Source organism: Longispora sp. NPDC051575 (assembly GCF_040681875.1).
Classification (GTDB): Bacteria; Actinomycetota; Actinomycetes; order Mycobacteriales; family Micromonosporaceae; genus Longispora.
Window position 1 is genome coordinate 531,305 of sequence record NZ_JBFAZP010000007.1, and the last position, 18,710, is coordinate 550,014.

The window sequence follows — 18,710 nt, forward strand, 5'->3', positions numbered from 1 at the left end:
GGCCTAAGCTGATCAACGTGACGGCCTCTTTCTTCACTGACCAGTACGAGCTCACGATGGTGTCCGCCGCCTTGCGCGACGGCACCGCCGACCGGCCCTGTGTGTTCGAGGCCTTCGGTCGCCGGCTGCCCAACGGCCGCCGCTACGGGGTGGTGGCCGGCACCGGCCGCTTCATCGAGCAGCTCAGGGACTTCCGGTTCGACCACGCGGAGCTGGAGTTCCTGTCCTCCCGGCGGATCGTGGACGACCGGATGGCCGAGTGGCTCGCCGACTACCGGTTCACGGGCGACATCGACGGGTACGTCGAGGGCGAGCTGTGGTTCCCCGGCTCGCCGCTGCTGACCGTCACGGGCACGTTCGCCGAGTGCGTGGTGCTGGAGACCCTGCTGTTGTCGATCCTGAACCACGACTGCGCCATCGCGGCGGCGGCGGCCCGGATGGTCACGGCGGCCCGGGGCCGGCCGATCATCGAGATGGGTTCGCGGCGCACCCACGAGGCGGCGGCGGTGGCCTGCGCCCGGGCGGCGTACATCGCGGGGTTCTCGTCCACGTCGAACCTGGCCGCGGGCCAGCGCTACGGGGTGCCGACCGCCGGCACGGCCGCGCACGCGTTCACCCTGCTGCACGACGACGAGAAGGCGGCCTTCGCGTCACAGGTGGCCTCCCTCGGCGAGGGCACCACGCTGCTGGTGGACACCTACGACATCCGGCAGGGCATCATCAACGCCGTCGAGGTGGCCGGCTCCCGGCTGGGCGCGATCCGGATCGACTCGGGCGACCTGGCCGTGATGGCCCAGCAGTCCCGCGACCAGCTCGACCAGCTGGGTGCCCCGGACACGAAGATCATCGTGTCGGGCGACCTGGACGAGTACGCGATCGCGGCGCTGGCGGCCGAACCCGTCGACGCGTACGGCGCGGGCACGGCCGTCGTGGTCGGCTCCGGCGCGCCCACCGCCGGCCTGGTCTACAAGCTGGTCGAGGTCGACGGGCGCCCGGTCGTGAAGCGCAGCGAGAACAAGAAGAGCATCGGGGGCCGCAAGACGGCGGTCCGCCGGCACAAGCCCACGGGTACGGCCACCGAGGAGGTCGTGGTGTCCCAGGGCGTGCCCGAGGCGCTGGCGGGCGACCGGGCGCTCCAGCGGCCGTACGTGCGCTCTGGCGCCGTCGTGGCCGGCCTGCCTACGCTGGCGGAGAGCCGGGCGCACCTGCGCGACTGCCTGATCTCCATCCCGTGGGAGGGCCTCAAGCTGTCACCCGGCGACCCGGCCATCCCCGTCAGCGTGACCGAAGGACACTAGCGATGCGCGCACTGATCATTGTCGACGTGCAGAACGACTTCTGCGAGGGCGGTTCCCTGGCGGTGGCCGGCGGCGCGGCCGTCGCGGCCGGCGTGACCGACGCGCTGCTCTCGGGCCCGTGGGACCACGTGGTCGCCACCCAGGACCACCACATCGACCCGGGCGACCACTTCAGCGACACCCCCGACTACGTGCACTCGTGGCCGGTGCACTGCGTCGTCGGCACCGCCGGGCAGGAGTTCCACCCGGCGCTGAACACCGACCGGATCGAGGCGGTGTTCCACAAGGGCGAGTACGCGGCGGCGTACTCCGGCTTCGAGGGCGCGGCCGAGGGCGTCACCCTGGCCGGGTGGCTCCGGGAGCGGGGCGTGATGGAGGTCGACGTGGTGGGCATCGCCACCGACTACTGCGTCCGGGCCACGGCGCTGGACGCGGCCCGCGAGGGCTTCACGACGACGGTGCTGACGGACCTGACGGCGGGCGTGGCCCCCGAGTCGACGGACCGGGCCCTGGAGGACCTGCGCGCGGCGGGCGTGACGATCGCCTGACCGGACACAGATCAAGAGCGCGCTCCTCCGGGTACCCGATGAAGGCGCTCTTGATCTGTGTTCTCAGTGTGCGGCGACCAGCAGGGCGCCGTCGTCGATGCGTTCCACCCGGTCGACCAGGTCCAGGGAGCGCTCGTCGTGGGTGGCGATCAGGACCGCCGCGCCGTGCTCGTGGGCCTGGCGGCGGAGCAGTTCCATCACCGCCCGGCCGCGTTCCCGGTCGAGGGCCGAGGTCGGCTCGTCGGCCAGCAGCACCGGGGCGCCGGTGAACAGGGCCTGCGCGACACAGGTCCGCTGCTTCTCGCCGCCGGACAGTTGCGCGGGATGGCGGTCGGCGAGTTTCCCCAGGTCCACGGCGTCGAGGATCTCACCGGCCCGGGTCCTGTCGGCGGCCGTGATCCGCGCGCCGGCCACCACCCGGCGGACCAGCAGGTTCTCCGCGACGGTCAGGTAGGGGATCAGCGCGCCGCCCTGGAGGACGAACGCGGGCCGGCCGGGTGTCGAAACGGTGCCCGAGGTGGGGGACAGCAGGCCGCCCGCGATGGCGAGCAGGGTGGTCTTGCCGGAGCCCGACGGGCCGAGCAGGGCCACGAGTTCCCCGCCGGGGACGGTCAGGTCGACGCCGTGCAGCACCTCGACGGCGCCGTAGGCGTGCGTGATCGCGGTCAGGGCGAGCATCAGACGCTCCTTCCGAGGCTGAGCAGCGGGTCGACGGTGAGCAGCCGGCGCATCGACACCAGCGAGCCGAGGAGCGCGAGCACCGTGAGCAGCGCCGCCGCCCCGAGCGTGTCGCCGACCGTCAGCAGGAACACCCCGGCCGGCAGCAGGGCCGCACTGGCGAACGCCGCCCCCGCGCTGACCGCGACCCCCGCGCCGAGGGTGACGAGCACCTCCATCAGGTACGAGCCGAGCAGCAGGCCCCGTCGCGCGCCCGTCGCCCGCAGGACGGCCAGGGAGCCCTCCTTCTGCAGGGTGAGGATCCAGAAGACGGTGCCGATCAGGAGGGCCGCTCCGGCGTAGAGGAACGAGCGGATCAGGTTCACGGTGCCGGTCTCGGCGGCGTAGCTGGGGACGGAGGTGATGGCCGTGTCCAGGTCCACGGCCTCGGCGCCGGGGACGCCCCGGACCTTGCCCTCGGCTCCGGCCACGTCCTTCTTTCCGGTGGCGCCCTCGATGCCGACGTGGCCCTCGATCAGGTAGGCGGAGACCCGGTCGGGGGTGCGGCGGATCTGCTGCCAGGTGGTGAGGGGGACGTAGGCCATCGGGGTGTGCGAGTAGGTGCCCAGGTCGGCGAACCCGCTGACGGTCAGCTCGACGCCGCCGGGCTGGACCCGCACGGTCTGGCCGACCCGGAGACCCTTGTCGGCGGCGGACCGGTCGAGCAGCAGGCCGGTGCCGTCCCAGCCGGGGGCGGCCCTGCCCGCCGCGCCGCCGGGAGCCGGGGTGCTGGGCTGGCCCCCGGCCGTGGAGCCTGTCGTCGGCCAGCCGAGGAGCCCGACCGAGACCACGTCCTCCCCGGCCGCCAGGTTGGCCATCGAGAAGCCGACCGGGGTCGCAGTCCGCGCGCCGGCCGCCGTGAGCCGCGTCCCGAGGTCGCCCGGCAGGTCGCTGCGGTCGAGGGAGCGCTGGACGTTGCTGGCGAAGACGAGCTGGTCGGCGGGCAGGTGCCGCAGGCCGGAGACCGAGGCCTCGCCGAGCCCGACGGCGAGCCCGGTCATGACGAACACGAGGTAGGCGACGAGGGCGACGAGGGTGGCCAGGAGGCCGAAGCGGACGCGGCTGTGTCTGATCTCGCGCCAGGCGAGGAACCACATGGGGACAACCTTTCCTACAAGTTGTCGGCAAACATACCTACGCAGTGTCGGAAACGCAAGGCCCGTTATGATCCCCCTATGCCCCGGATCAGCGCGCCCACCGTCGCCGAGCACCGTTCCCGGCGACTGGTGACGTTGCTGGAGGCGGGCCGCGACCTCGTCACGGAGGGTGGCCCCGAGGCGCTGACCCTGGCGAACCTGGCCAAGCGGGTCGGCCTGAGCCGCCCGAGCCTGTACGAGTACTTCAAGTCCCGCGAGGACCTGGCCGCCGCGATCATCGAAGACGAGCTGCCGCGCTGGACGGAGCTGGTCGCCGACTCGCTCGCCGGGGACGCCCCCCTCGCCGCCAAGATCGAGTCGTACGTGCGGATGCAGTTGGAGCTGATGCGCGACGGCCGGCACGCCGCGGCCGTGGCCCTGTCCGCGCACGCGCTGCCCGACGACGCCCGGCAGCGGATCCGCGACGGCCACCTGCGCCTGCTGGAGCCCCTGATCGGGGTGCTGGAGGAGGCCGGGGTCGCCGAGGCCCGGCTGCGCGCCATGTTGGTGCAGGCGATTGTGGAGTCCGCGAACCGGCTGCCGGTCGCCGACTCGGAGGCTTTGATCACAGTGACCGTCGGTCAGATTCTGCACGGAGTTTCCGGGATCTAGCCCCCATTGATGGTCATATCGGTACCGTCACCCTTGGTAGCGTGAACGGGGTGACGATGGCCAATCCGCTGAACTGGTCTCTGGTCAGGGGTCCACTGCCCATCGTGGTCACCGTGATCGGCCTGTGCTGCCTCGCGTTCCTGCTCACCCGCCGTGGTCGGACCTGGTGGACCCGGGTGGTGCCGATCAGCGCGCTCGCGGCGCTCGGCCTCGCCTTCGGGGTCAAGTACGCGGTCGACAACTGGTTCAAGCCGTTCCCCGACAAGCTCCCCGACAGCCTGGTCGGCTGGGCCGGCGCGACCCTGCTCGCCGCCGGGCTCGCCGGGGCCGCGTTCCCGCGCCTGCGCTGGTGGGGGCGCGCCGGGGTGGTGCTGGCCGTGCTGCCGGTCCTCGCCATGTCCGCCCTGCAGATCAACAAGGTGTACGCGTTCTACCCGTCCCTGCGCGCCGTCCTCGGCCTGAACGTGCAGACCACCGAGTTCCACCCCGGCGACCGCGCCCTCGTGACCGCCCCGGCCGGGAAGACGCTCAGTGACGTGTGGAAGCCGCCGTCCGGGATGCCGACCCAGGGCGCGGTGTCCGAGGTCGAGATCCCGGGCACGACGTCCGGCTGGAAACCACGGATCGCCCGGGTGTACCTGCCGCCGGCGTACCTGACCACGCCCCGGGCGCAGCTGCCCGTGCTGGTGCTGCTCGCCGGCCAGCCGGGCAGTACCGCCGACTGGTTCACGTTCGGGCTCAAGGAGCGGCTGGACCGGTTCGCCAACACGCACGACGGGCTCGCCCCGGTGGTGGTGTTCCCCGACGACCTGGGCACGGTGCCGCAGAATCCACTGTGCGCGGACGGGCGGCTGGGCAACGTCGAGACGTACCTGAAGACGGACGTGCCGGCCTGGATCCGGGCCAACCTCCAGGTCGACCCGAACCCCCGGTCCTGGGCGATCGGCGGCTACTCGCACGGCGGCACCTGCGCGTTGCAGCTCGGCGTCCGGGCGCCCGAGGTCTATCCGTCGTTCATCGACATCTCCGGGCAGCGCGAGCCGACGGTCGGCAACCGCAAGGACACTGTGGACACCGTGTTCGGCGGCGACGCGGCGCGGTTCGCGGCGTACAACCCGCTGGACATCCTGGCCACCAGGCGGCTCCCGGACAGCGCCGCCGTCGTCGCCGTCGGTCTCAGGGACAGGGTGTACCTTCCGGAGCAGCGCGAGGTGGCCGCCGCCCTGCGGAAGGCCGGCGTGGCCGTGAAGTTCATCGAGCGGCCCGGCGGGCACGACGCGATCGTCTGGCTGGACAGCCTCGACCTGTCGCTGCCCTGGCTGGCCCAACGAACGGGGATGACGCACTGATGACCACCGACCCCGTGGACGGCCCCGGCGGCCCGGCACCGGCTGTGACCGGGCCGAAGGCCCCGGCTCCGGGCGGCCCGGCCCCGGCTCCGGGCGGCCCGGCCCCGGCTCCGGGCGGCCGGGCTCCGGCCGGCAAAGTGGCCCAGGCCCAGGCCCCGGCCGCCGCCGACCCGGTCACCCCGGCCGAGCCGCTCGCGCCGAGTACCCCCGTGGTCCCCTCGAAGCTGCGGAGCGTCGCCGTGGCCGTCTGGGCGGCGATCACCCACGCCCCGGTCACCCTGGCCCTGGTGGCGGCCCTGTGGATCATCGGCCTCGTCAAGGGCACCATCGCGCACGGCCCCACCGAGGCCGCCGTCGAGAAGTGGGGCCTGGGCCTGCAGGCGTTCCGCGACGGGCACTGGTGGAGCCCCCTGACCTCGGTGGTCTACTGCACCGGCTTCGTCAACTACCTCACGACCACTCTCCTGGTACTGGTCGTCGGCGTCTCCGTCGAGCGCCGGGTCGGGGTGTGGCGGCTGCTCGGCCTGATGCTGGTCAGCCAGGTCGGCGGCGCGCTCCTGACCGTCGGGATCATCTGGCTCGGCGAGCGCGCCGAGGAGGACTGGCTGTTCTCGATCAGCACCTACAACGAGATGGGCGCCTCCCCGGCCGCCGCCGGCCTGGCGCTGGCCGCCACGTTCGGGCTGTCGGCCCTGTGGCGCCGCCGGGTCCGGCTGCTGCTGATCGCCGGCCTGCTGACCTGGGCGCTGTACGTCGGGCACATCATCGACCTGCAACGCCTGTGCGGCGGCGTGATCGGCCTGGTGGCCGGCCTGCTCGTGTTCGGCCGGTCGGTCCGGAGCCGGCGGATCGGCGCGCCCTCGCACGCCGAGACCCGGGTCCTCGTCGCGATGGTGGTGGCCGTCGGCGCGCTCGGCGCGATGCTCACCGTCGTGGTGGACTACGCGATCGGCCCGCTGTCCACGTACCGGGACCTGCTCGTCTACCCCGCGTGGACCCCGGAGGAGGTCGCCAACACGTGCGCGGACCCGGAGTTCGCGCTGGACTGCCGGCGGGCGCTGGCCGGCGACGCGCTGCGCGGGCTCCCCGGGCTGCTGCTCGGCCTGGCCCCGGCCCTGCTGCTCCTCGTGATCGCCGAGGGGCTGCGCCGGGGCCGCCGGCTGGCCTGGTGGCTGGGCCTGGTGGTCAACCTGTTCATGATCGCGCTGGTGGCCTGGTCGGCGTACCAGTACCTGCGGCACCCGTTGCCCGACGACTACCCCGGCAGCAAGCCCCAGACCGGCTGGATCCTGTTCAGCTACCTCGAACCGGTGCTGCTGTGCGTGGCGACCGTCGTGGTCCTGCTGGCCACCCGGCGGCACTTCGCGGTCCGGGTGCCCCGGACGAACCTGGTCGGCTTCGGCCTGTACGTGGCGGGCACCCTGGCCGTGGTCGGCTTCGGGTACGTGTGGATCGGGCAGCTGGTGGCCGACCAGTTCGACCCCGAGCCGACGACGGCGGACCTGCTGCTGGACCTGCCGGTGCGGCTGCTGCCCACCGGGTACGCGGACTTCTTCGGGGTGCGGCTGCTGCCGAAGGGCGACGTGGCCAAGCTGCTGTTCGGGTACACCGGAATGGTCTTCTGGGTCGTGATCCTGGTCGGCCTGCTCGCCCTGTTCCTGCGCAGCCGCACCACCAGCGAGCCGGGCGCGGCCGACCGGGCCCGCGCGCTGCTCACCCAGGGCGGCTCGAACCTGTCCTACATGACCACCTGGGAGGGCAACGACTACTGGTTCGCGGTCACCGGCGACGCGGCCGTGGCCTACCGGGTGATCGGCGGCGTGGCCGTCACGACCGGCGACCCGTTCGGCGAACCGGCCGGCCGGCGCGCGGCGGTGGCCGGGTTCGCGGACTTCTGCCAGACCAACGGCTGGACCCCGTGCTTCTACAGCGTCACCGAGGACGTCCGGCTCGCCGCCGAGGAGCTGGGCTGGAGTGCCGTGCAGGTCGCCGAGGACACGGTCCTACCGCTGCCGGAGCTCAAGTTCTCCGGCAAGAAGTGGCAGGACGTGCGCACCGCGCTGAACAACGCGACCAAGGCCGGCATCACGGCCCAGTGGTGGCGGTTCCCGGAGGCCCCGCTGTCGATCAGCGAGCAGATCCGGGAGATCTCCGAGGACTGGGTCGCGGACAAGGGCCTGCCGGAGATGGGCTTCACCCTGGGCAGCCTGACCGAACTCGACGACCCCCGGGTCCGGTGCCTGGTCGCCGTCGACGCGGACGGCAGGGTGCACGGCGTGACGAGCTGGCTTCCGGTGTACCGGGACGGCGCGGAGGTCGGCTGGACGCTGGACTTCATGCGCCGGGGCGCCACCGACTTCCGGGGCGTGATGGAGTTCCTGATCGCCTCGGCGGCGCTCGGCTTCAAGGAGGAGGGCGCGGAGTTCCTGTCGCTGTCCGGCGCGCCGCTGGCCCGGCTGGACCGGGGCGACGACCCGGGCGCGCTGCAGAAGCTGCTCGACTTCACCGGCCGCACCCTGGAGCCGGTGTACGGGTTCCGGTCGCTGTTCGCGTTCAAGGCGAAGTTCCAGCCGGTGTACCGGCCCATGTTCATGGCGTACCCGGACCCGGCGGCGCTGCCCACCATCGCCAGCGCGATCGGCCGGGCCTACCTACCACACCTCACCCCGGCCCAGGGGCTGCGACTGGTCCGCAAAGTGGTCGGATAATTCGCACTATTTGGGTCTTGACAAGGTACGGTTTGCTCATGTTCGCCCGCCTTGTACTAGCGGCTGCGGCGGTGCTCCTCGCCGCCCCCGTACCGGCCTGGAGCTCCCCGTCCCCGCCGGCCACCGCGCACTGCCCCGACGTGCCGTCCGCGACCCCCGACCCGCACGGCGTGGACGTCACGTTCTGCGTGATCGACGTGTGGGACACCGGCTTCGACGGCCGCCTGACGTTCACCAACCACGGCGCGGACCCGGTCCGGGGCTGGGAGTTGGCGATGTCGGTGCTGCCGGAGATCTCGGTGCGCGAGGCGTGGGGGATGGAGTACCGGCAGACGGACACCAAGGTGGACTTCTGGCAGTCCGAGGGCGGGGATCCGGTGGCGCCCGGGGCGCAGGTGACGTACCGGTTCCTGGCGCGCAAGCCGGCCGGGGAGTCGATCGGGAGTCCGGTGACGGCGTGTGTGATGCGGGGGAAGCCCTGCCATGTGCTGACCTGACGAGGCGGGGCTGACGGGCCGCTGGCCCGCCGGGGTGCCGGCCCACTGGGGTGCCGGCCCGCCGGGGTGCCGGGCTCGCCCGGGCCGGCCCGGGCTTCCCGTGCCGACCCGCGCGGGTCCTGGGCGCGCGGGCCGGGAGCGAGACGCCGGCCGGGGCTGTTGGGAACCCCGGCCGACGTGGCCTATTCCTTGATCTCGACCAGCGCGCCGGTGTGCACGTCGTAGACGAACCCGCGCACCGCGTCCTTGTGCGGCACGAACGGGTCGGCCAGCACCCGGCGGATCGACTGGCGCACGTCCTCGCCCGCGTCCGGGAACGTCTCGGCGGCCCACGGCGGACGCAGCCCGGTCTCGGCCTCGATCCCGGCCTTGAACTCGTCGTCGGTGAACGTGACCATCCCGCAGTCGGTGTGGTGGATCAGCACGATCTCCCGGGTGCCGAGCAGGCGCTGGCTGATGGCCAGGCTGCGCAGCACGTCCGGGGTGACGCCGCCGCCCGCGTTGCGGATGACGTGCGCGTCGCCCTCGGAGAGGCCCAGCAGTCCGTACGGGTTGAGTCGGGCGTCCATGCAGGCCACGACGGCCACGCCCCGGCCGGGCGGGAGGGGCAGGTGGCCCTTGTCGAAGCTCGCGGCGTAGTCGGCGGCACTGGAGACCAGTTCGTCGGTCACGGTCATGGGAGACCTCCTCGGATCGGGTTACGGAAACGTTATCCCCATTACTCCTACTGAACAAGTAGGGAATTCGTGCCTAGTTCGGAGCCGGGCCGCCCGGGGACGGGTGGCTAGGAGAGTTCCTTCCAGAAGGCGCGCTCGTCGTCGTCGAGGGGGCGCGAGGCGCGGTCGGCGTAGGAGTACGCGACCAGGACGCACTCGCAGCGGGCCACCGGGGCCTCGCCGTCGAACAGCTCCTGGCTCAGCGTCCAGGACGACGTGCCCAGCCGGCTCACCCAGGTCTCGACCCGCAGACTCAGCCCGGGCCGGTACTCCACCGGGTACAGGTAGTCCACCGCCACCCGCGCCGCGATGTACCCCCGGTCGCCCGGCGCCCCGGCCAGCCCCGACGGCGAGGTGCCGATCAGTTCCATCCGGGCGTCCTCGAAGTAGGACAGGTAGCGGGCGTGGTTGACGTGCCCCAGCTGGTCGGGATCGGACCAGCGGACCTGGGCGTGGTGGACGGCTCGGGACATGCCCGCACCCTACAACGGGCGGGGGTCCGGGCCTGCTACACCGCTCCCGGCAGGGGCGACAGCAGGAGCCGGGCGGCCCCGTTCAGCGCGATCAGGCTCGACAACCGGTCCCGGCTCGTGATCACCGTGAGGCTGCCCGGGTTGCTCGGCAGCAGCGGCCGGACCTGGTCGGCGTGCGTGGCGTTGTCGAGGACCAGCAGGACCCGGCGGTCGCCGACCAGGCTGCGGTACACGTCCGTGGCCTCCTCGACCCCCTCGGGCACGGACTCGGCGGCCACCCCGAGCGCCGCGAGCAGCAGGCCGAGCGCGGCCCCGGGCGTCAGCGGGCCGCCGGTCCCGGTCCCGGTCCCGGTCCCGGTCTCGGCCGGCGCCCCGGCCAGATCCAGGAACAACTGCCCGTCCGGGAACCGGTCCCGCACCCGGTGCGCCCACCGCACCGCCAACGCCGTCTTCCCCACGGCCCCCGCCGCGCTGATCACCACCGACGGCGGCCCGGCCTGCCCCGGCCCCGGCAGCAGCCCGTCGAGGAACTCCAGCTCCTCCCGCCGCCCCACGAACCCGGCCACGTCCGGCGGCAGCAGCGCCGGCACGGTCCTCGGCAGCGGCGCGCGGGCCGGGTCCAGCGCCGGATCGCGCCGCACGATGGCCTGGTGCAGGTCGTCCAGCTCCGCGCGGGGGTCCAGCCCGGTCGCGTCGACGAGCAGCCGGCTGGCCCGGTCGTACACGGCGAGGGCCTCGGTGCGGCGGCCCGCGCGGTAGAGGGCCAGCAGGTGCAGCTCCACCAGGCGTTCCCGCAGCGGGTGGGTGCGGGTCAGGGCGGCGAGTTCGGGGAGTACGGCCTCGTGCCCGCCCAGCGCCAGGTCCGCCTCGATCCGCAGCTCCGTCACGGACAGGTGCAGCTCCTCCAGCCCCCGGCCGTACGCGCCCCGGATCCGGGGGGTGGACAGCGCGCCGAGCGGCCGGCCCTTCCACAGCGCCAGGGCGGGGCCGAGCAGGGCGCGGCGCTCGGCCGGTTCGGTGGCCTCCTGCCCGCGCCGGCACAGGTCCCGGAACCGGTGCGCGTCCACCCGGGCGGGGTCGCCCTCCAGCACGTACCCGCCGGCCCGGGTCGCGAGCCGGAACCCGCGCCGCTCGGCGTCCACGGCGGCCAGCCCGGTCCGGAGCCGGGACACGTGGGTGTGCAGCGCGGCGCGGGCGCTGCCGGGCGCGTCCTCGCCCCAGAGCAGGTCGATCATGCGGTCGATGCTCAGCGCGGCGTTCAGGTTGAGCGCGAGGAGGCCGAGGAGGCAGCGTTCCATCCGGCGCTGGCCGAGGTCCACGGGCACCCCGTCCACCAGCACGTCCACGCCGCCGAGCACCCGGAACTCCATTGGGTGAGGCTAGTACCCGTGATCATGGGTGCGGGGCGGTGAGGTGGGGGATTTCCTCCCGGGCGGTTCGGGCTAGGGTGAGGGAATGACCGGCACCCAGGCCCTGCCCGCCGAGGCGACCGAGGTCGAGGAGGTCTTCGAGGCCGACCGGCCCTGGATCACCGTGGTGCACAACGATCCCGTGAACCTGATGAGCTACGTGACATGGGTCTTCCAGAAGCTCTTCGGGTACTCGAAGGAGAAGGCCGAGAAGCTGATGCTCGACGTGCACCACAAGGGCCGCGCCGTCGTCTCGCACGGCGCGAAGGAGCGGATGGAGTTCGACGCCACCCGCCTGCACGGCTACGGGCTCTGGGCGACGGTGGAGAAGCAGTGACCTTCTACCGCAAGGGCGACGAGATCGTCGCGACGTTCCGCCCCGAGGAGATCGACGTCCTCCGGATGGTGGTCACCGAGGTGTCCGGGCTGGTCACCGACGGGCTCCGGGCCGACCCGGTGGTCGAGCGGCTGTTCCCGGACATCTACCCGGACAACCCGGTGGAGGCGGCGGAGCTGCGCCGGTACACCGAAGACGATCTCAAGCAGGAGAAGGTCGACGCGGCGGCCGTCGTGCTCGACACCCTCGACGAGCGCACGGTGCTCACCGAGGACCAGGCCGACGCCTGGCTGCGGGCGGTCAACGACGTGCGGCTGGCCCTCGGCACCCGGCTGGAGATCAACGACGACTTCGACATCGAGGAGGAGTACGAGGACGCCGACGACGAGCGCGGCCTCCAGATCTCGGTGTACGGCTACCTGTCCTACCTCCAGGAATCCCTGATCGACTCCCTGCGCCAGTCGTGACCCATGCCATGGAGACCGCCGGTACCCCCAGCCGGTACGATGGCGCAGTGCTGACCATCGACCGTGCGATCGCCGACGCGATCGTCGCCCACGCGCGCCGGGACCACCCGGACGAGGCGTGCGGTGTCGTGGCAGGCCCGGCCGGATCGGACAAACCGGCCAGACACATCCCGATGGCGAACGCGGAACGGTCCACGACCTTCTACCGCTTCGACTCGATGGAGCAGCTCCGGGTGTGGCGCGAGATGGACGACCGGGACGAGGAGCCCGTCGTCATCTACCACTCGCACACCGCCACCGAGGCGTATCCGTCCCGCACCGACATCAACCTCGCCGCCGAGCCGGGCGCCCACTACGTGCTCGTCTCCACCCGGGCGGACGACGAGACGGAGCTGCGGTCGTTCCGCATCGTTGACCAGGTGGTCACCGAGGAGCCGATCCAGGTCGTCGACTCCGACGCGGAACGGACCAGCGCCGATTCCGACGCTGTGCAGACGTACATGTTCGGGCAGACGCCGACGACGGTGGTCTACGACTGTTAAGAGGCGGTTCGTCTCCAGTCCCTGATCAACCCTCGTTCACAGGAGCACTCCGACCATGGCAATCGAAGTCCGAATCCCCACCATTCTCCGGTCCTACACCAACGGCGAGAAGGCCGTCAGCGGCGCGGGCAGCACGCTCGCCGAGCTGCTCACCGACCTCGACGGCCAGTTCAACGGCCTGCGCGGCCGGCTGATCACCGACGACGGCGGCCTGCACCGGTTCGTCAACATCTACGTCAACGACGAGGACGTCCGGTTCACCGGCTCCCTGGACACCAAGGTCGCCGACGGCGACTCGGTCACCATCCTGCCGGCGGTCGCCGGTGGGGCGTTCGGGTTCGCGGCGCTGGCCGCCCTCGGGTGGACGGGTGGCGCCGACCTGGCGCTGCGTGGGCAGGTTCTCGCGGGGCACTAGACCCCGTTCTGGCCTTTTCCGGGGCCGGAGTCTTTTATCGTGGCTTCCGGCCGGGCCCGTCAGGGCCCGGCCGGAAGCATCCCACCTCCCAGAGGACTTGTCATGGCGAGATACGACTCGCTGCTGGCCGCCTGCGGGGACACGCCGCTTGTCGGGTTACCCCGCCTGTCGCCGTCCCCCCAGGTGCGCCTGTGGGCCAAGCTGGAAGACCGCAACCCCACCGGCAGCATCAAGGACCGCGCGGCCCTGCACATGGTGCGCGCGGCCGAGGAGTCCGGCCGGCTCAAGCCCGGCGACACCCTGCTGGAGCCCACCAGCGGCAACACCGGCATCGCGTTGGCCATGGTCGCCAAGCTCCGGGGGTACCGGCTGGTCTGCGTCCTCCCCGAGAACGTGTCCTCCGAGCGCGTCGACCTGCTCCGGATGTACGGGGCGGAGATCATCTTCTCGCCCGCCGCCGGGGGCTCCAACCAGGCCGTCGCCAAGGCCAAGGTCCTCGCAGGGGAGCATCCCGACTGGGTGATGCTCTACCAGTACGGCAACGAGGCCAACGCCCGCGCCCACTACGAGACCACCGGCCCGGAACTGCTCCGCGACCTGCCCACCATCACGCACCTCGTCGCCGGGCTCGGCACGACGGGCACCCTGATGGGCATCGGCCGCTACCTCCGGGAGAAGGTCGAGGGCATCCAGGTCATCGCCGCCGAGCCCCGGTACGGCGAGCTCGTCTACGGCCTGCGCAACATCGACGAGGGCTACGTCCCCGAGCTGTACGACGCCTCGGTCCTCACCCGCCGGTTCTCCGTCGGCACCCAGGACGCCGTCCTGCGTACCCGTCAGCTCGTCGAGGTCGAGGGGCTGTTCGCCGGCTTCTCCACCGGGGCCGTGCTGCACGCCGCGCTCGCCGTGGCGCACGAGGCGGCCCGGGCCGGCCAGGAGGCCGACGTGGCGTTCATCGTGGCCGACGGCGGCTGGAAGTACCTGTCCACGGGCGCGTACGGCGGGACGCTCGCCGACGCCGAGGCGGCTCTGGAGGGGCAGCTCTGGGCGTGACGCCCGGGGAGGTGCGGGGCAGTGCCTCCAGAAGCCGGGCCGGTCGGTCGGCGTAACCCTCTGATGCTCTTGAGGGTGTGATCTGGTCCGGTGCTCGGGGTCGCTACGCCGAGGCCGTCATGACCGCGCCCACGATCAGCGTCAGCGTGCCCGCGCCCAGCACCGCCCACGGGATCATCGGCCTGCGCACCGTCGCGAACCCCGCGACCGTGAAGGCCATCCCGACGATCCCGACCAGGATGATCACCGGCTCGAACCAGCCGGGCGCGCCCGCGATGATCCGGACCAGCGCCGAGATCCCGACCACGATGCCGCCCAGGGCCAGCACGAACGCCCACACCGAGACGGCCGCCAGGATCCGCTGCGGGGGCGGGGCCGTGAAGTCCCGCTCGCCCCGCCGGCTGTCGCTGCTCACGGCCGCGGCGAGCCGGGTGCGGAACGAGGCGTTCGGGTCGGCCCGCGGCGCGTCGGCGTCCGCCAGACCGAGGGCGGAACCGAAACCGGCGGCGGGATCCTGCTCGTAGCGTTCAGTGTCACTGCTCACGCTGCACCATTCTTCCGTATCCCAGCGGCCGCCCGACACACGACCCACGAATAGCGCAGTATCCCCCTAGCTGCGGGTCTCCGGTACCGGGGCGGGTACGAACGGCACACCCGGACCGCCGCCGCGAACTCCGCCCCGAAGCCGCTCGATGTCACCTTCGCGACATCTGACAGGAGATCGGCTGGCAGGGCGGCTCTCACAGCGTAGGCTGCGCAGCGTGACGGACGCGCCCATCGGCATTTTCGACTCGGGGGTCGGGGGGCTCACGGTCGCCCGAGCAGTCCTTGAGGCGCTCCCGCATGAGGAGCTTCGCTATCTCGGCGACACGGCCCACGTGCCGTACGGCCCCAAGCCCATCGCCGACGTCCGGCGGTACGCGCTGGACTGCCTCGACCGGCTCGTGGACGAGGGCGTCAAGGCCCTCGTGATCGCGTGCAACTCCGCGTCGGCCGCCTGCCTGCACGACGCCCGGGAGCGCTACCCGGTGCCGGTCATCGAGGTGATCCGCCCCGCCGTGCGACGAGCTGTCACGGCCACCCGCAACGGCCAGATCGGTGTGGTGTGCACGACCGCCACCGCGAACAGCAAGGCGTACGAGGACGCGTTCGGCGCCGCCCCGCACGTCACCGTGCACACCGTCGCCGCCCCCGCGTTCGTGGACTTCGTCGAGCGCGGCGTCACCACCGGCCGCCAACTCCTCGGCCTCGCCCAGGGCTACCTCGAACCCCTCGAACGCGCCGGGGTCGACACCCTCGTCCTCGGCTGCACCCACTACCCGCTCCTGGCCGGCATGCTCGGCCTCGTGATGGGCGACGGCGTGACCCTGGTGTCCAGCGCCGACGAGACGGCGCGCGATCTGTACAGAATCCTCACCGAACGTGACCTGCTGCGGCCGACCGACGCGCCCGCGCCGCGGCACACCTTCACGACCACAGGCGATGCTGCCGCCTTCACCAAGCTGGCCGGCCGGTTCCTCGGGAATATTGAGGTCTCGTCATGAAGCTCACCGTTCTGGGCTGCGCGGGCAGCTTCCCCGGCCCCCAGTCGCCCTGTTCGGGCTACCTCCTGGAGGCGGCCGGCTTCCGGCTCCTCATCGACTTCGGCACCGGCACCCTCGGCGCCCTGCAACGCCTCGGCGACATGTACGCGGTCGACGCGGTCATCCTGACCCACCTGCACCCCGACCACATGCTCGACGCCGCCTCCTACGTCGTGGCCCGGCGCTACTGTCCGACCGGCAAACTCCCCACCCTCCCGCTGTACGGCCCCACGGGCGTCGCCCAGCGCCTGCACGACGTGTACGACCGCACCGAGGCACCCCTCGACGACGTGTACGACTTCCACGAGCTCACCCCGGGCGAGTTCGACCTCGGCCCGTTCCGGGTCACCACGGAGCTCATGGACCACCCCGTCGAGACCTTCGGGCTCCGGATCAACCACGACGGCCGCAGCCTCGCGTACTCGTCCGACACCGGCCCCTGCGACGCCCTGCTCAAGCTCGCCCAGGGCGCCGACGCGCTGCTCTGCGAGGCCAGCTACCTGGAGGGCGCCGACAACCCGCCGCACCTGCACCTCACGGGCAAGGACGCCGGGGAACACGCCACCCAGGCCGGGGTGAAGCTGCTCCTCCTCACGCACCTCGTCGCGGCGTGGGGGGACGAGGAGCAGACCCTCCGGGAGGTCCGCGGCGCGTACTCCGGCCCCCTCGACATCGTCCGCTCCGGCTCGGTCTACGAGATCTGAGCGGCCCGATAAGCTCGGGGGATGTCACGCCCCGATGGCCGCACGGCCGCAGACCTCCGCCCCGTGAACATCACCCGCGGCTGGTCCCGCCACCCCGAGGGCTCCGTCCTCGTCGAGTTCGGCGACACCCGGGTGCTCTGCACCGCCAGCGTCACCGACGGCGTGCCCCGCTGGCGGCGCGGCTCCGGCCTCGGCTGGATCACCGCCGAGTACTCGATGCTGCCCCGCGCCACCAACACCCGCAGCGACCGGGAGAGCGTCAAGGGCAAGATCGGCGGGCGTACCCACGAGATCTCCCGCCTCATCGGCCGCAGCCTCCGCGCCTGCCTGGACCTCAAGGCCCTCGGCGAGAACTCCATCGTCCTCGACTGCGACGTCCTGCAGGCCGACGGCGGCACCCGCACCGCCGCGATCACCGGGGCCTACGTCGCCCTGGCCGACGCCGTCGACTGGCTCGCCGCCCGGCACAAGCTCGCCGCCAGCCCCGCCAAGGCCCTGCACCGCTCCGTCTCGGCCGTCAGCGTCGGCGTCATCAAGGGCGAGGCCCGCCTCGACCTGAGCTACGCCGAGGACGTCAACGCCGAGGTCGACATGAACATCGTCTGCACCGGCGACGGCCAGTTCGTCGAGGTCCAGGGCACCGGCGAGGACGGCGTCTTCAACCGCGACCAGCTCAACGCGCTGCTCGACCTGGGGGTCGCCGGGTGCGCCGAGCTCACGCTGCTCCAGCAGGCCGCCCGGGGCGCCGAAGCGGTCCGCCTGGCCTGACCCCGTCCCCGTCCGATCCTGGCCGGTAGGCCACCGCGTCCTCGAAGAAGGTCCGCTGATGAGGTTGCTCCTCGCGTCCCGCAACGCCAAGAAGATCACCGAGCTGCGTCGGATCATGACCGACCTCGACATCGTCGGCCTCGACGACGTGCCCGACTTCCCGGAGACCGTCGAGTCCGGCCTCACCTTCGAGGAGAACGCGCTGCTCAAGGCCCGCGACGGGGCCCGCGCCTCCGGCCTGGCCTGCGTCGCCGACGACTCCGGCCTCGCGGTCGACGCCCTCAACGGCATGCCGGGCGTGTTCAGCGCCCGCTGGTCCGGGAAGCACGGCGACGACCTGGCGAACCTCCAGCTCCTGCTGGGCCAGCTCGGCGACGTCCCCGACGAGTACCGCGCCGGGGGCTTCGTCTGCGCCGCCGCCCTGGTGCTGCCCTCGGGGGAGGAGCACGTCGTCCTCGGCGAGATGCGGGGCACGATCATCCGGGAGCCGCGCGGGACGGGCGGGTTCGGGTACGACCCGATCTTCGTGCCGGACGGGCACGACGTGACGAGCGCGGAGCTGACGCCGGAGGCGAAGGACGCGATCAGCCACCGGGGCCAGGCGTTCCGCGAGCTGGCGACCCTGATCGCGGACCTGCCCGGGGTCTGACGAGAGCGGTGCCGCGCACCTGAGGGGGACGTGGACGGGGCCGGCTCGTAGAAGCCGACCCCGCCGCGATCACGTAGGGCCGATGGGATTCGAACCCACCCTGTCACGGACCTAAACCGTGTGCCTCTACCGCTGGGCTACGGCCCCCTCACATACGGTTACGAAATCTCCGCTGTGATCCCCGAGTCTACGGCCGGGCTCACAGGCTCTGTCGGGTGGTCGCCTGTCCGTTTCCGCTTGCCCTTGCCCGCGTAGGTCGGCGTCTGGCTGTGACAGTTCGGGCAGAGGAAGCGCAGGTTCTCCAGCCGGCAGTCGGCGAAATCCGCGCTGATGTGATCCACATGTAGGGTCAGCGGCCGGCCCTGCCATTCTCCCGGGTTTCCGCACTCGGCGCAGGCATGCGGCAGCCCCGATTCGAGCATCGCCCGGCGAAGCTTCTCGGGTTTCGCGCGGCTCTGGTCGGACCTTCGCACGATCAGGATCTGCTGCGCGCTGAGTCGGTAGACCGACTTCTTGCCCCGATTGTGGTTGCTGCCTGTGAAGTGCGAGATGTCGATCCCCTCGCGGGTGATGCGGCGCTTCAGGTGGGCGTGACTTCCACCTGTCAGGCGTATCCCCAGCGCGCGCATCACGCCCATCACACTGACCGACTCGGCGACGGCCTTCTCAAGCATTTCCCGGGTATAGGTCACCCGGCTCCATCGTGGACGCGAGTTCTCCATGGCGGGG

22 protein-coding genes and 1 tRNA gene are annotated in these 18,710 nt (G+C 72.1%); 15 read left to right on the forward strand and 8 right to left on the reverse strand.

Annotated features, from left to right (window positions below; all coding sequences use genetic code 11):
• Positions 1-17: 17 nt before the first annotated feature.
• Together AB0M43_RS23340 and AB0M43_RS23345 are read left to right on the forward strand one after the other, a co-directional pair.
• Complete coding sequence (locus tag AB0M43_RS23340) at positions 18-1,298, forward strand: nicotinate phosphoribosyltransferase (RefSeq protein ID WP_363727864.1); 1,281 nt, start codon at positions 18-20, stop codon at positions 1,296-1,298.
• 2 nt (positions 1,299-1,300) lie between these two features.
• The gene (locus AB0M43_RS23345) at positions 1,301-1,846 is read left to right on the forward strand and encodes an isochorismatase family protein (protein WP_363727865.1); all 546 of its coding nucleotides are present in this window, start codon (positions 1,301-1,303) and stop codon (positions 1,844-1,846) included.
• A gap of 63 nt (positions 1,847-1,909) precedes the next feature.
• Here AB0M43_RS23345 and AB0M43_RS23350 read toward each other — a convergent pair whose 3' ends face one another.
• Together AB0M43_RS23350 and AB0M43_RS23355 are read right to left on the reverse strand one after the other, a co-directional pair.
• The gene (locus AB0M43_RS23350; protein WP_363727866.1) at positions 1,910-2,524 is read right to left on the reverse strand and encodes an ABC transporter ATP-binding protein; all 615 of its coding nucleotides are present in this window, start codon (positions 2,522-2,524) and stop codon (positions 1,910-1,912) included.
• Positions 2,524-3,660 carry an FtsX-like permease family protein gene (locus AB0M43_RS23355; RefSeq protein WP_363727867.1) on the reverse strand — a complete coding sequence of 379 codons (1,137 nt, stop codon included), beginning with the start codon at positions 3,658-3,660 and terminating at the stop codon, positions 2,524-2,526. Before AB0M43_RS23355 ends, AB0M43_RS23350 begins: the two co-directional genes overlap by 1 nt.
• A 78-nt stretch (positions 3,661-3,738) precedes the next feature.
• On the opposite strand from AB0M43_RS23355, the gene AB0M43_RS23360 reads away from it, so the two are divergent.
• From AB0M43_RS23360 to AB0M43_RS23375, 4 genes are read left to right on the forward strand one after another with little or no spacing between them, the layout of a single operon-like run.
• A complete protein-coding gene (locus AB0M43_RS23360; RefSeq protein WP_363727868.1) occupies positions 3,739-4,311 on the forward strand; it encodes a helix-turn-helix domain-containing protein in 573 nt (190 codons plus the stop codon).
• Between the two features lie 56 nt (positions 4,312-4,367).
• Entirely contained in the window at positions 4,368-5,660 is a 1,293-nt protein-coding gene (locus tag AB0M43_RS23365; RefSeq protein WP_363728028.1) for an alpha/beta hydrolase-fold protein, read from the forward strand.
• Positions 5,660-8,368: a DUF2156 domain-containing protein gene (locus AB0M43_RS23370; protein ID WP_363727869.1), complete on the forward strand. Its 2,709-nt coding sequence runs from the start codon at positions 5,660-5,662 to the stop codon at positions 8,366-8,368. The genes AB0M43_RS23365 and AB0M43_RS23370 overlap by 1 nt, the downstream gene beginning before the upstream one ends.
• Before the next feature lie 38 nt (positions 8,369-8,406).
• Positions 8,407-8,865, forward strand: a complete 459-nt coding sequence (locus AB0M43_RS23375; protein ID WP_363727870.1) for a cellulose binding domain-containing protein — start codon at positions 8,407-8,409, stop codon at positions 8,863-8,865.
• A 182-nt stretch (positions 8,866-9,047) separates the two neighbouring features.
• On the opposite strand, the gene AB0M43_RS23380 is transcribed toward AB0M43_RS23375, so the two are convergent.
• The 3 genes from AB0M43_RS23380 to AB0M43_RS23390 all read right to left on the reverse strand — a co-directional run bounded on the left by AB0M43_RS23380 (position 9,048) and on the right by AB0M43_RS23390 (position 11,424).
• A complete protein-coding gene (locus tag AB0M43_RS23380; RefSeq protein WP_363727871.1) occupies positions 9,048-9,542 on the reverse strand; it encodes a carbonic anhydrase in 495 nt (164 codons plus the stop codon).
• Positions 9,543-9,649: 107 nt separating this feature from the next.
• The gene (locus AB0M43_RS23385) at positions 9,650-10,054 is read right to left on the reverse strand and encodes a thioesterase family protein (RefSeq protein WP_363727872.1); all 405 of its coding nucleotides are present in this window, start codon (positions 10,052-10,054) and stop codon (positions 9,650-9,652) included.
• Between the two features lie 35 nt (positions 10,055-10,089).
• A complete protein-coding gene (locus tag AB0M43_RS23390; protein WP_363727873.1) occupies positions 10,090-11,424 on the reverse strand; it encodes an AfsR/SARP family transcriptional regulator in 1,335 nt (444 codons plus the stop codon).
• An 85-nt stretch (positions 11,425-11,509) separates the two neighbouring features.
• Between AB0M43_RS23390 and clpS the strand changes: the two genes are divergently transcribed.
• The 5 genes from clpS (at position 11,510) to AB0M43_RS23415 (ending at position 14,277) form a co-directional block, all read left to right on the forward strand.
• Positions 11,510-11,800 carry an ATP-dependent Clp protease adapter ClpS gene (gene clpS / locus AB0M43_RS23395; RefSeq protein WP_363727874.1) on the forward strand — a complete coding sequence of 97 codons (291 nt, stop codon included), beginning with the start codon at positions 11,510-11,512 and terminating at the stop codon, positions 11,798-11,800.
• Entirely contained in the window at positions 11,776-12,267 is a 492-nt protein-coding gene (locus AB0M43_RS23400; RefSeq protein ID WP_363728029.1) for a DUF2017 domain-containing protein, read from the forward strand. Before clpS ends, AB0M43_RS23400 begins: the two co-directional genes overlap by 25 nt.
• 47 nt (positions 12,268-12,314) lie before the next feature.
• The gene (locus AB0M43_RS23405; RefSeq protein WP_363727875.1) at positions 12,315-12,809 is read left to right on the forward strand and encodes a M67 family metallopeptidase; all 495 of its coding nucleotides are present in this window, start codon (positions 12,315-12,317) and stop codon (positions 12,807-12,809) included.
• A gap of 55 nt (positions 12,810-12,864) precedes the next feature.
• Complete coding sequence (locus tag AB0M43_RS23410) at positions 12,865-13,224, forward strand: MoaD/ThiS family protein (protein ID WP_363727876.1); 360 nt, start codon at positions 12,865-12,867, stop codon at positions 13,222-13,224.
• 102 nt (positions 13,225-13,326) lie between these two features.
• Positions 13,327-14,277: a cysteine synthase gene (locus AB0M43_RS23415; RefSeq protein WP_363727877.1), complete on the forward strand. Its 951-nt coding sequence runs from the start codon at positions 13,327-13,329 to the stop codon at positions 14,275-14,277.
• 103 nt (positions 14,278-14,380) lie between these two features.
• Here the strand turns inward: AB0M43_RS23415 and AB0M43_RS23420 are convergent, their stop codons facing one another.
• On the reverse strand, positions 14,381-14,821 hold the full coding sequence (locus AB0M43_RS23420; RefSeq protein WP_363727878.1) for a hypothetical protein: 441 nt from the start codon (positions 14,819-14,821) through the stop codon (positions 14,381-14,383).
• A 217-nt stretch (positions 14,822-15,038) separates the two neighbouring features.
• On the opposite strand from AB0M43_RS23420, the gene murI reads away from it, so the two are divergent.
• The 4 genes from murI to rdgB are packed head-to-tail and all read left to right on the forward strand — an operon-like array spanning position 15,039 to position 17,981.
• Positions 15,039-15,821: a glutamate racemase gene (gene murI, locus AB0M43_RS23425; RefSeq protein ID WP_363727879.1), complete on the forward strand. Its 783-nt coding sequence runs from the start codon at positions 15,039-15,041 to the stop codon at positions 15,819-15,821.
• Positions 15,818-16,564 carry an MBL fold metallo-hydrolase gene (locus tag AB0M43_RS23430; RefSeq protein WP_363727880.1) on the forward strand — a complete coding sequence of 249 codons (747 nt, stop codon included), beginning with the start codon at positions 15,818-15,820 and terminating at the stop codon, positions 16,562-16,564. Before murI ends, AB0M43_RS23430 begins: the two co-directional genes overlap by 4 nt.
• 21 nt (positions 16,565-16,585) lie before the next feature.
• Entirely contained in the window at positions 16,586-17,332 is a 747-nt protein-coding gene (gene rph / locus AB0M43_RS23435; RefSeq protein ID WP_363727881.1) for a ribonuclease PH, read from the forward strand.
• 55 nt (positions 17,333-17,387) lie between these two features.
• Complete coding sequence (rdgB, locus tag AB0M43_RS23440) at positions 17,388-17,981, forward strand: RdgB/HAM1 family non-canonical purine NTP pyrophosphatase (protein WP_363728030.1); 594 nt, start codon at positions 17,388-17,390, stop codon at positions 17,979-17,981.
• Positions 17,982-18,055: 74 nt separating this feature from the next.
• Here the strand turns inward: rdgB and AB0M43_RS23445 are convergent.
• Both AB0M43_RS23445 and AB0M43_RS23450 read right to left on the reverse strand, forming a co-directional pair.
• Positions 18,056-18,128: transfer RNA gene (locus AB0M43_RS23445), tRNA-Leu, on the reverse strand.
• An 11-nt stretch (positions 18,129-18,139) separates the two neighbouring features.
• Positions 18,140-18,703, reverse strand: coding sequence for an HNH endonuclease (locus tag AB0M43_RS23450; protein WP_363727882.1), 564 nt, complete (start codon positions 18,701-18,703; stop codon positions 18,140-18,142).
• Positions 18,704-18,710 lie beyond the last annotated feature (7 nt).

What these genes read in the sequence shown, in the direction of transcription:
- AB0M43_RS23345 (WP_363727865.1), top strand. Translation starts at nt 1,301, where the DNA reads ATGCGCGCACTGATCATTGTCGACGTGCAGAACGACTTCTGCGAGGGC.
- AB0M43_RS23350 (WP_363727866.1), bottom strand. Translation starts at nt 2,524, where the DNA reads ATGCTCGCCCTGACCGCGATCACGCACGCCTACGGCGCCGTCGAGGTG.
- AB0M43_RS23355 (WP_363727867.1), bottom strand. Translation starts at nt 3,660, where the DNA reads ATGTGGTTCCTCGCCTGGCGCGAGATCAGACACAGCCGCGTCCGCTTC.
- AB0M43_RS23360 (WP_363727868.1), top strand. Translation starts at nt 3,739, where the DNA reads ATGCCCCGGATCAGCGCGCCCACCGTCGCCGAGCACCGTTCCCGGCGA.
- AB0M43_RS23365 (WP_363728028.1), top strand. Translation starts at nt 4,368, where the DNA reads ATGGCCAATCCGCTGAACTGGTCTCTGGTCAGGGGTCCACTGCCCATC.
- AB0M43_RS23370 (WP_363727869.1), top strand. Translation starts at nt 5,660, where the DNA reads ATGACCACCGACCCCGTGGACGGCCCCGGCGGCCCGGCACCGGCTGTG.
- AB0M43_RS23375 (WP_363727870.1), top strand. Translation starts at nt 8,407, where the DNA reads ATGTTCGCCCGCCTTGTACTAGCGGCTGCGGCGGTGCTCCTCGCCGCC.
- AB0M43_RS23380 (WP_363727871.1), bottom strand. Translation starts at nt 9,542, where the DNA reads ATGACCGTGACCGACGAACTGGTCTCCAGTGCCGCCGACTACGCCGCG.
- AB0M43_RS23385 (WP_363727872.1), bottom strand. Translation starts at nt 10,054, where the DNA reads ATGTCCCGAGCCGTCCACCACGCCCAGGTCCGCTGGTCCGATCCCGAC.
- AB0M43_RS23390 (WP_363727873.1), bottom strand. Translation starts at nt 11,424, where the DNA reads ATGGAGTTCCGGGTGCTCGGCGGCGTGGACGTGCTGGTGGACGGGGTG.
- clpS (WP_363727874.1), top strand. Translation starts at nt 11,510, where the DNA reads ATGACCGGCACCCAGGCCCTGCCCGCCGAGGCGACCGAGGTCGAGGAG.
- AB0M43_RS23410 (WP_363727876.1), top strand. Translation starts at nt 12,865, where the DNA reads ATGGCAATCGAAGTCCGAATCCCCACCATTCTCCGGTCCTACACCAAC.
- AB0M43_RS23415 (WP_363727877.1), top strand. Translation starts at nt 13,327, where the DNA reads ATGGCGAGATACGACTCGCTGCTGGCCGCCTGCGGGGACACGCCGCTT.
- AB0M43_RS23430 (WP_363727880.1), top strand. Translation starts at nt 15,818, where the DNA reads ATGAAGCTCACCGTTCTGGGCTGCGCGGGCAGCTTCCCCGGCCCCCAG.
- rph (WP_363727881.1), top strand. Translation starts at nt 16,586, where the DNA reads ATGTCACGCCCCGATGGCCGCACGGCCGCAGACCTCCGCCCCGTGAAC.
- AB0M43_RS23450 (WP_363727882.1), bottom strand. Translation starts at nt 18,703, where the DNA reads ATGGAGAACTCGCGTCCACGATGGAGCCGGGTGACCTATACCCGGGAA.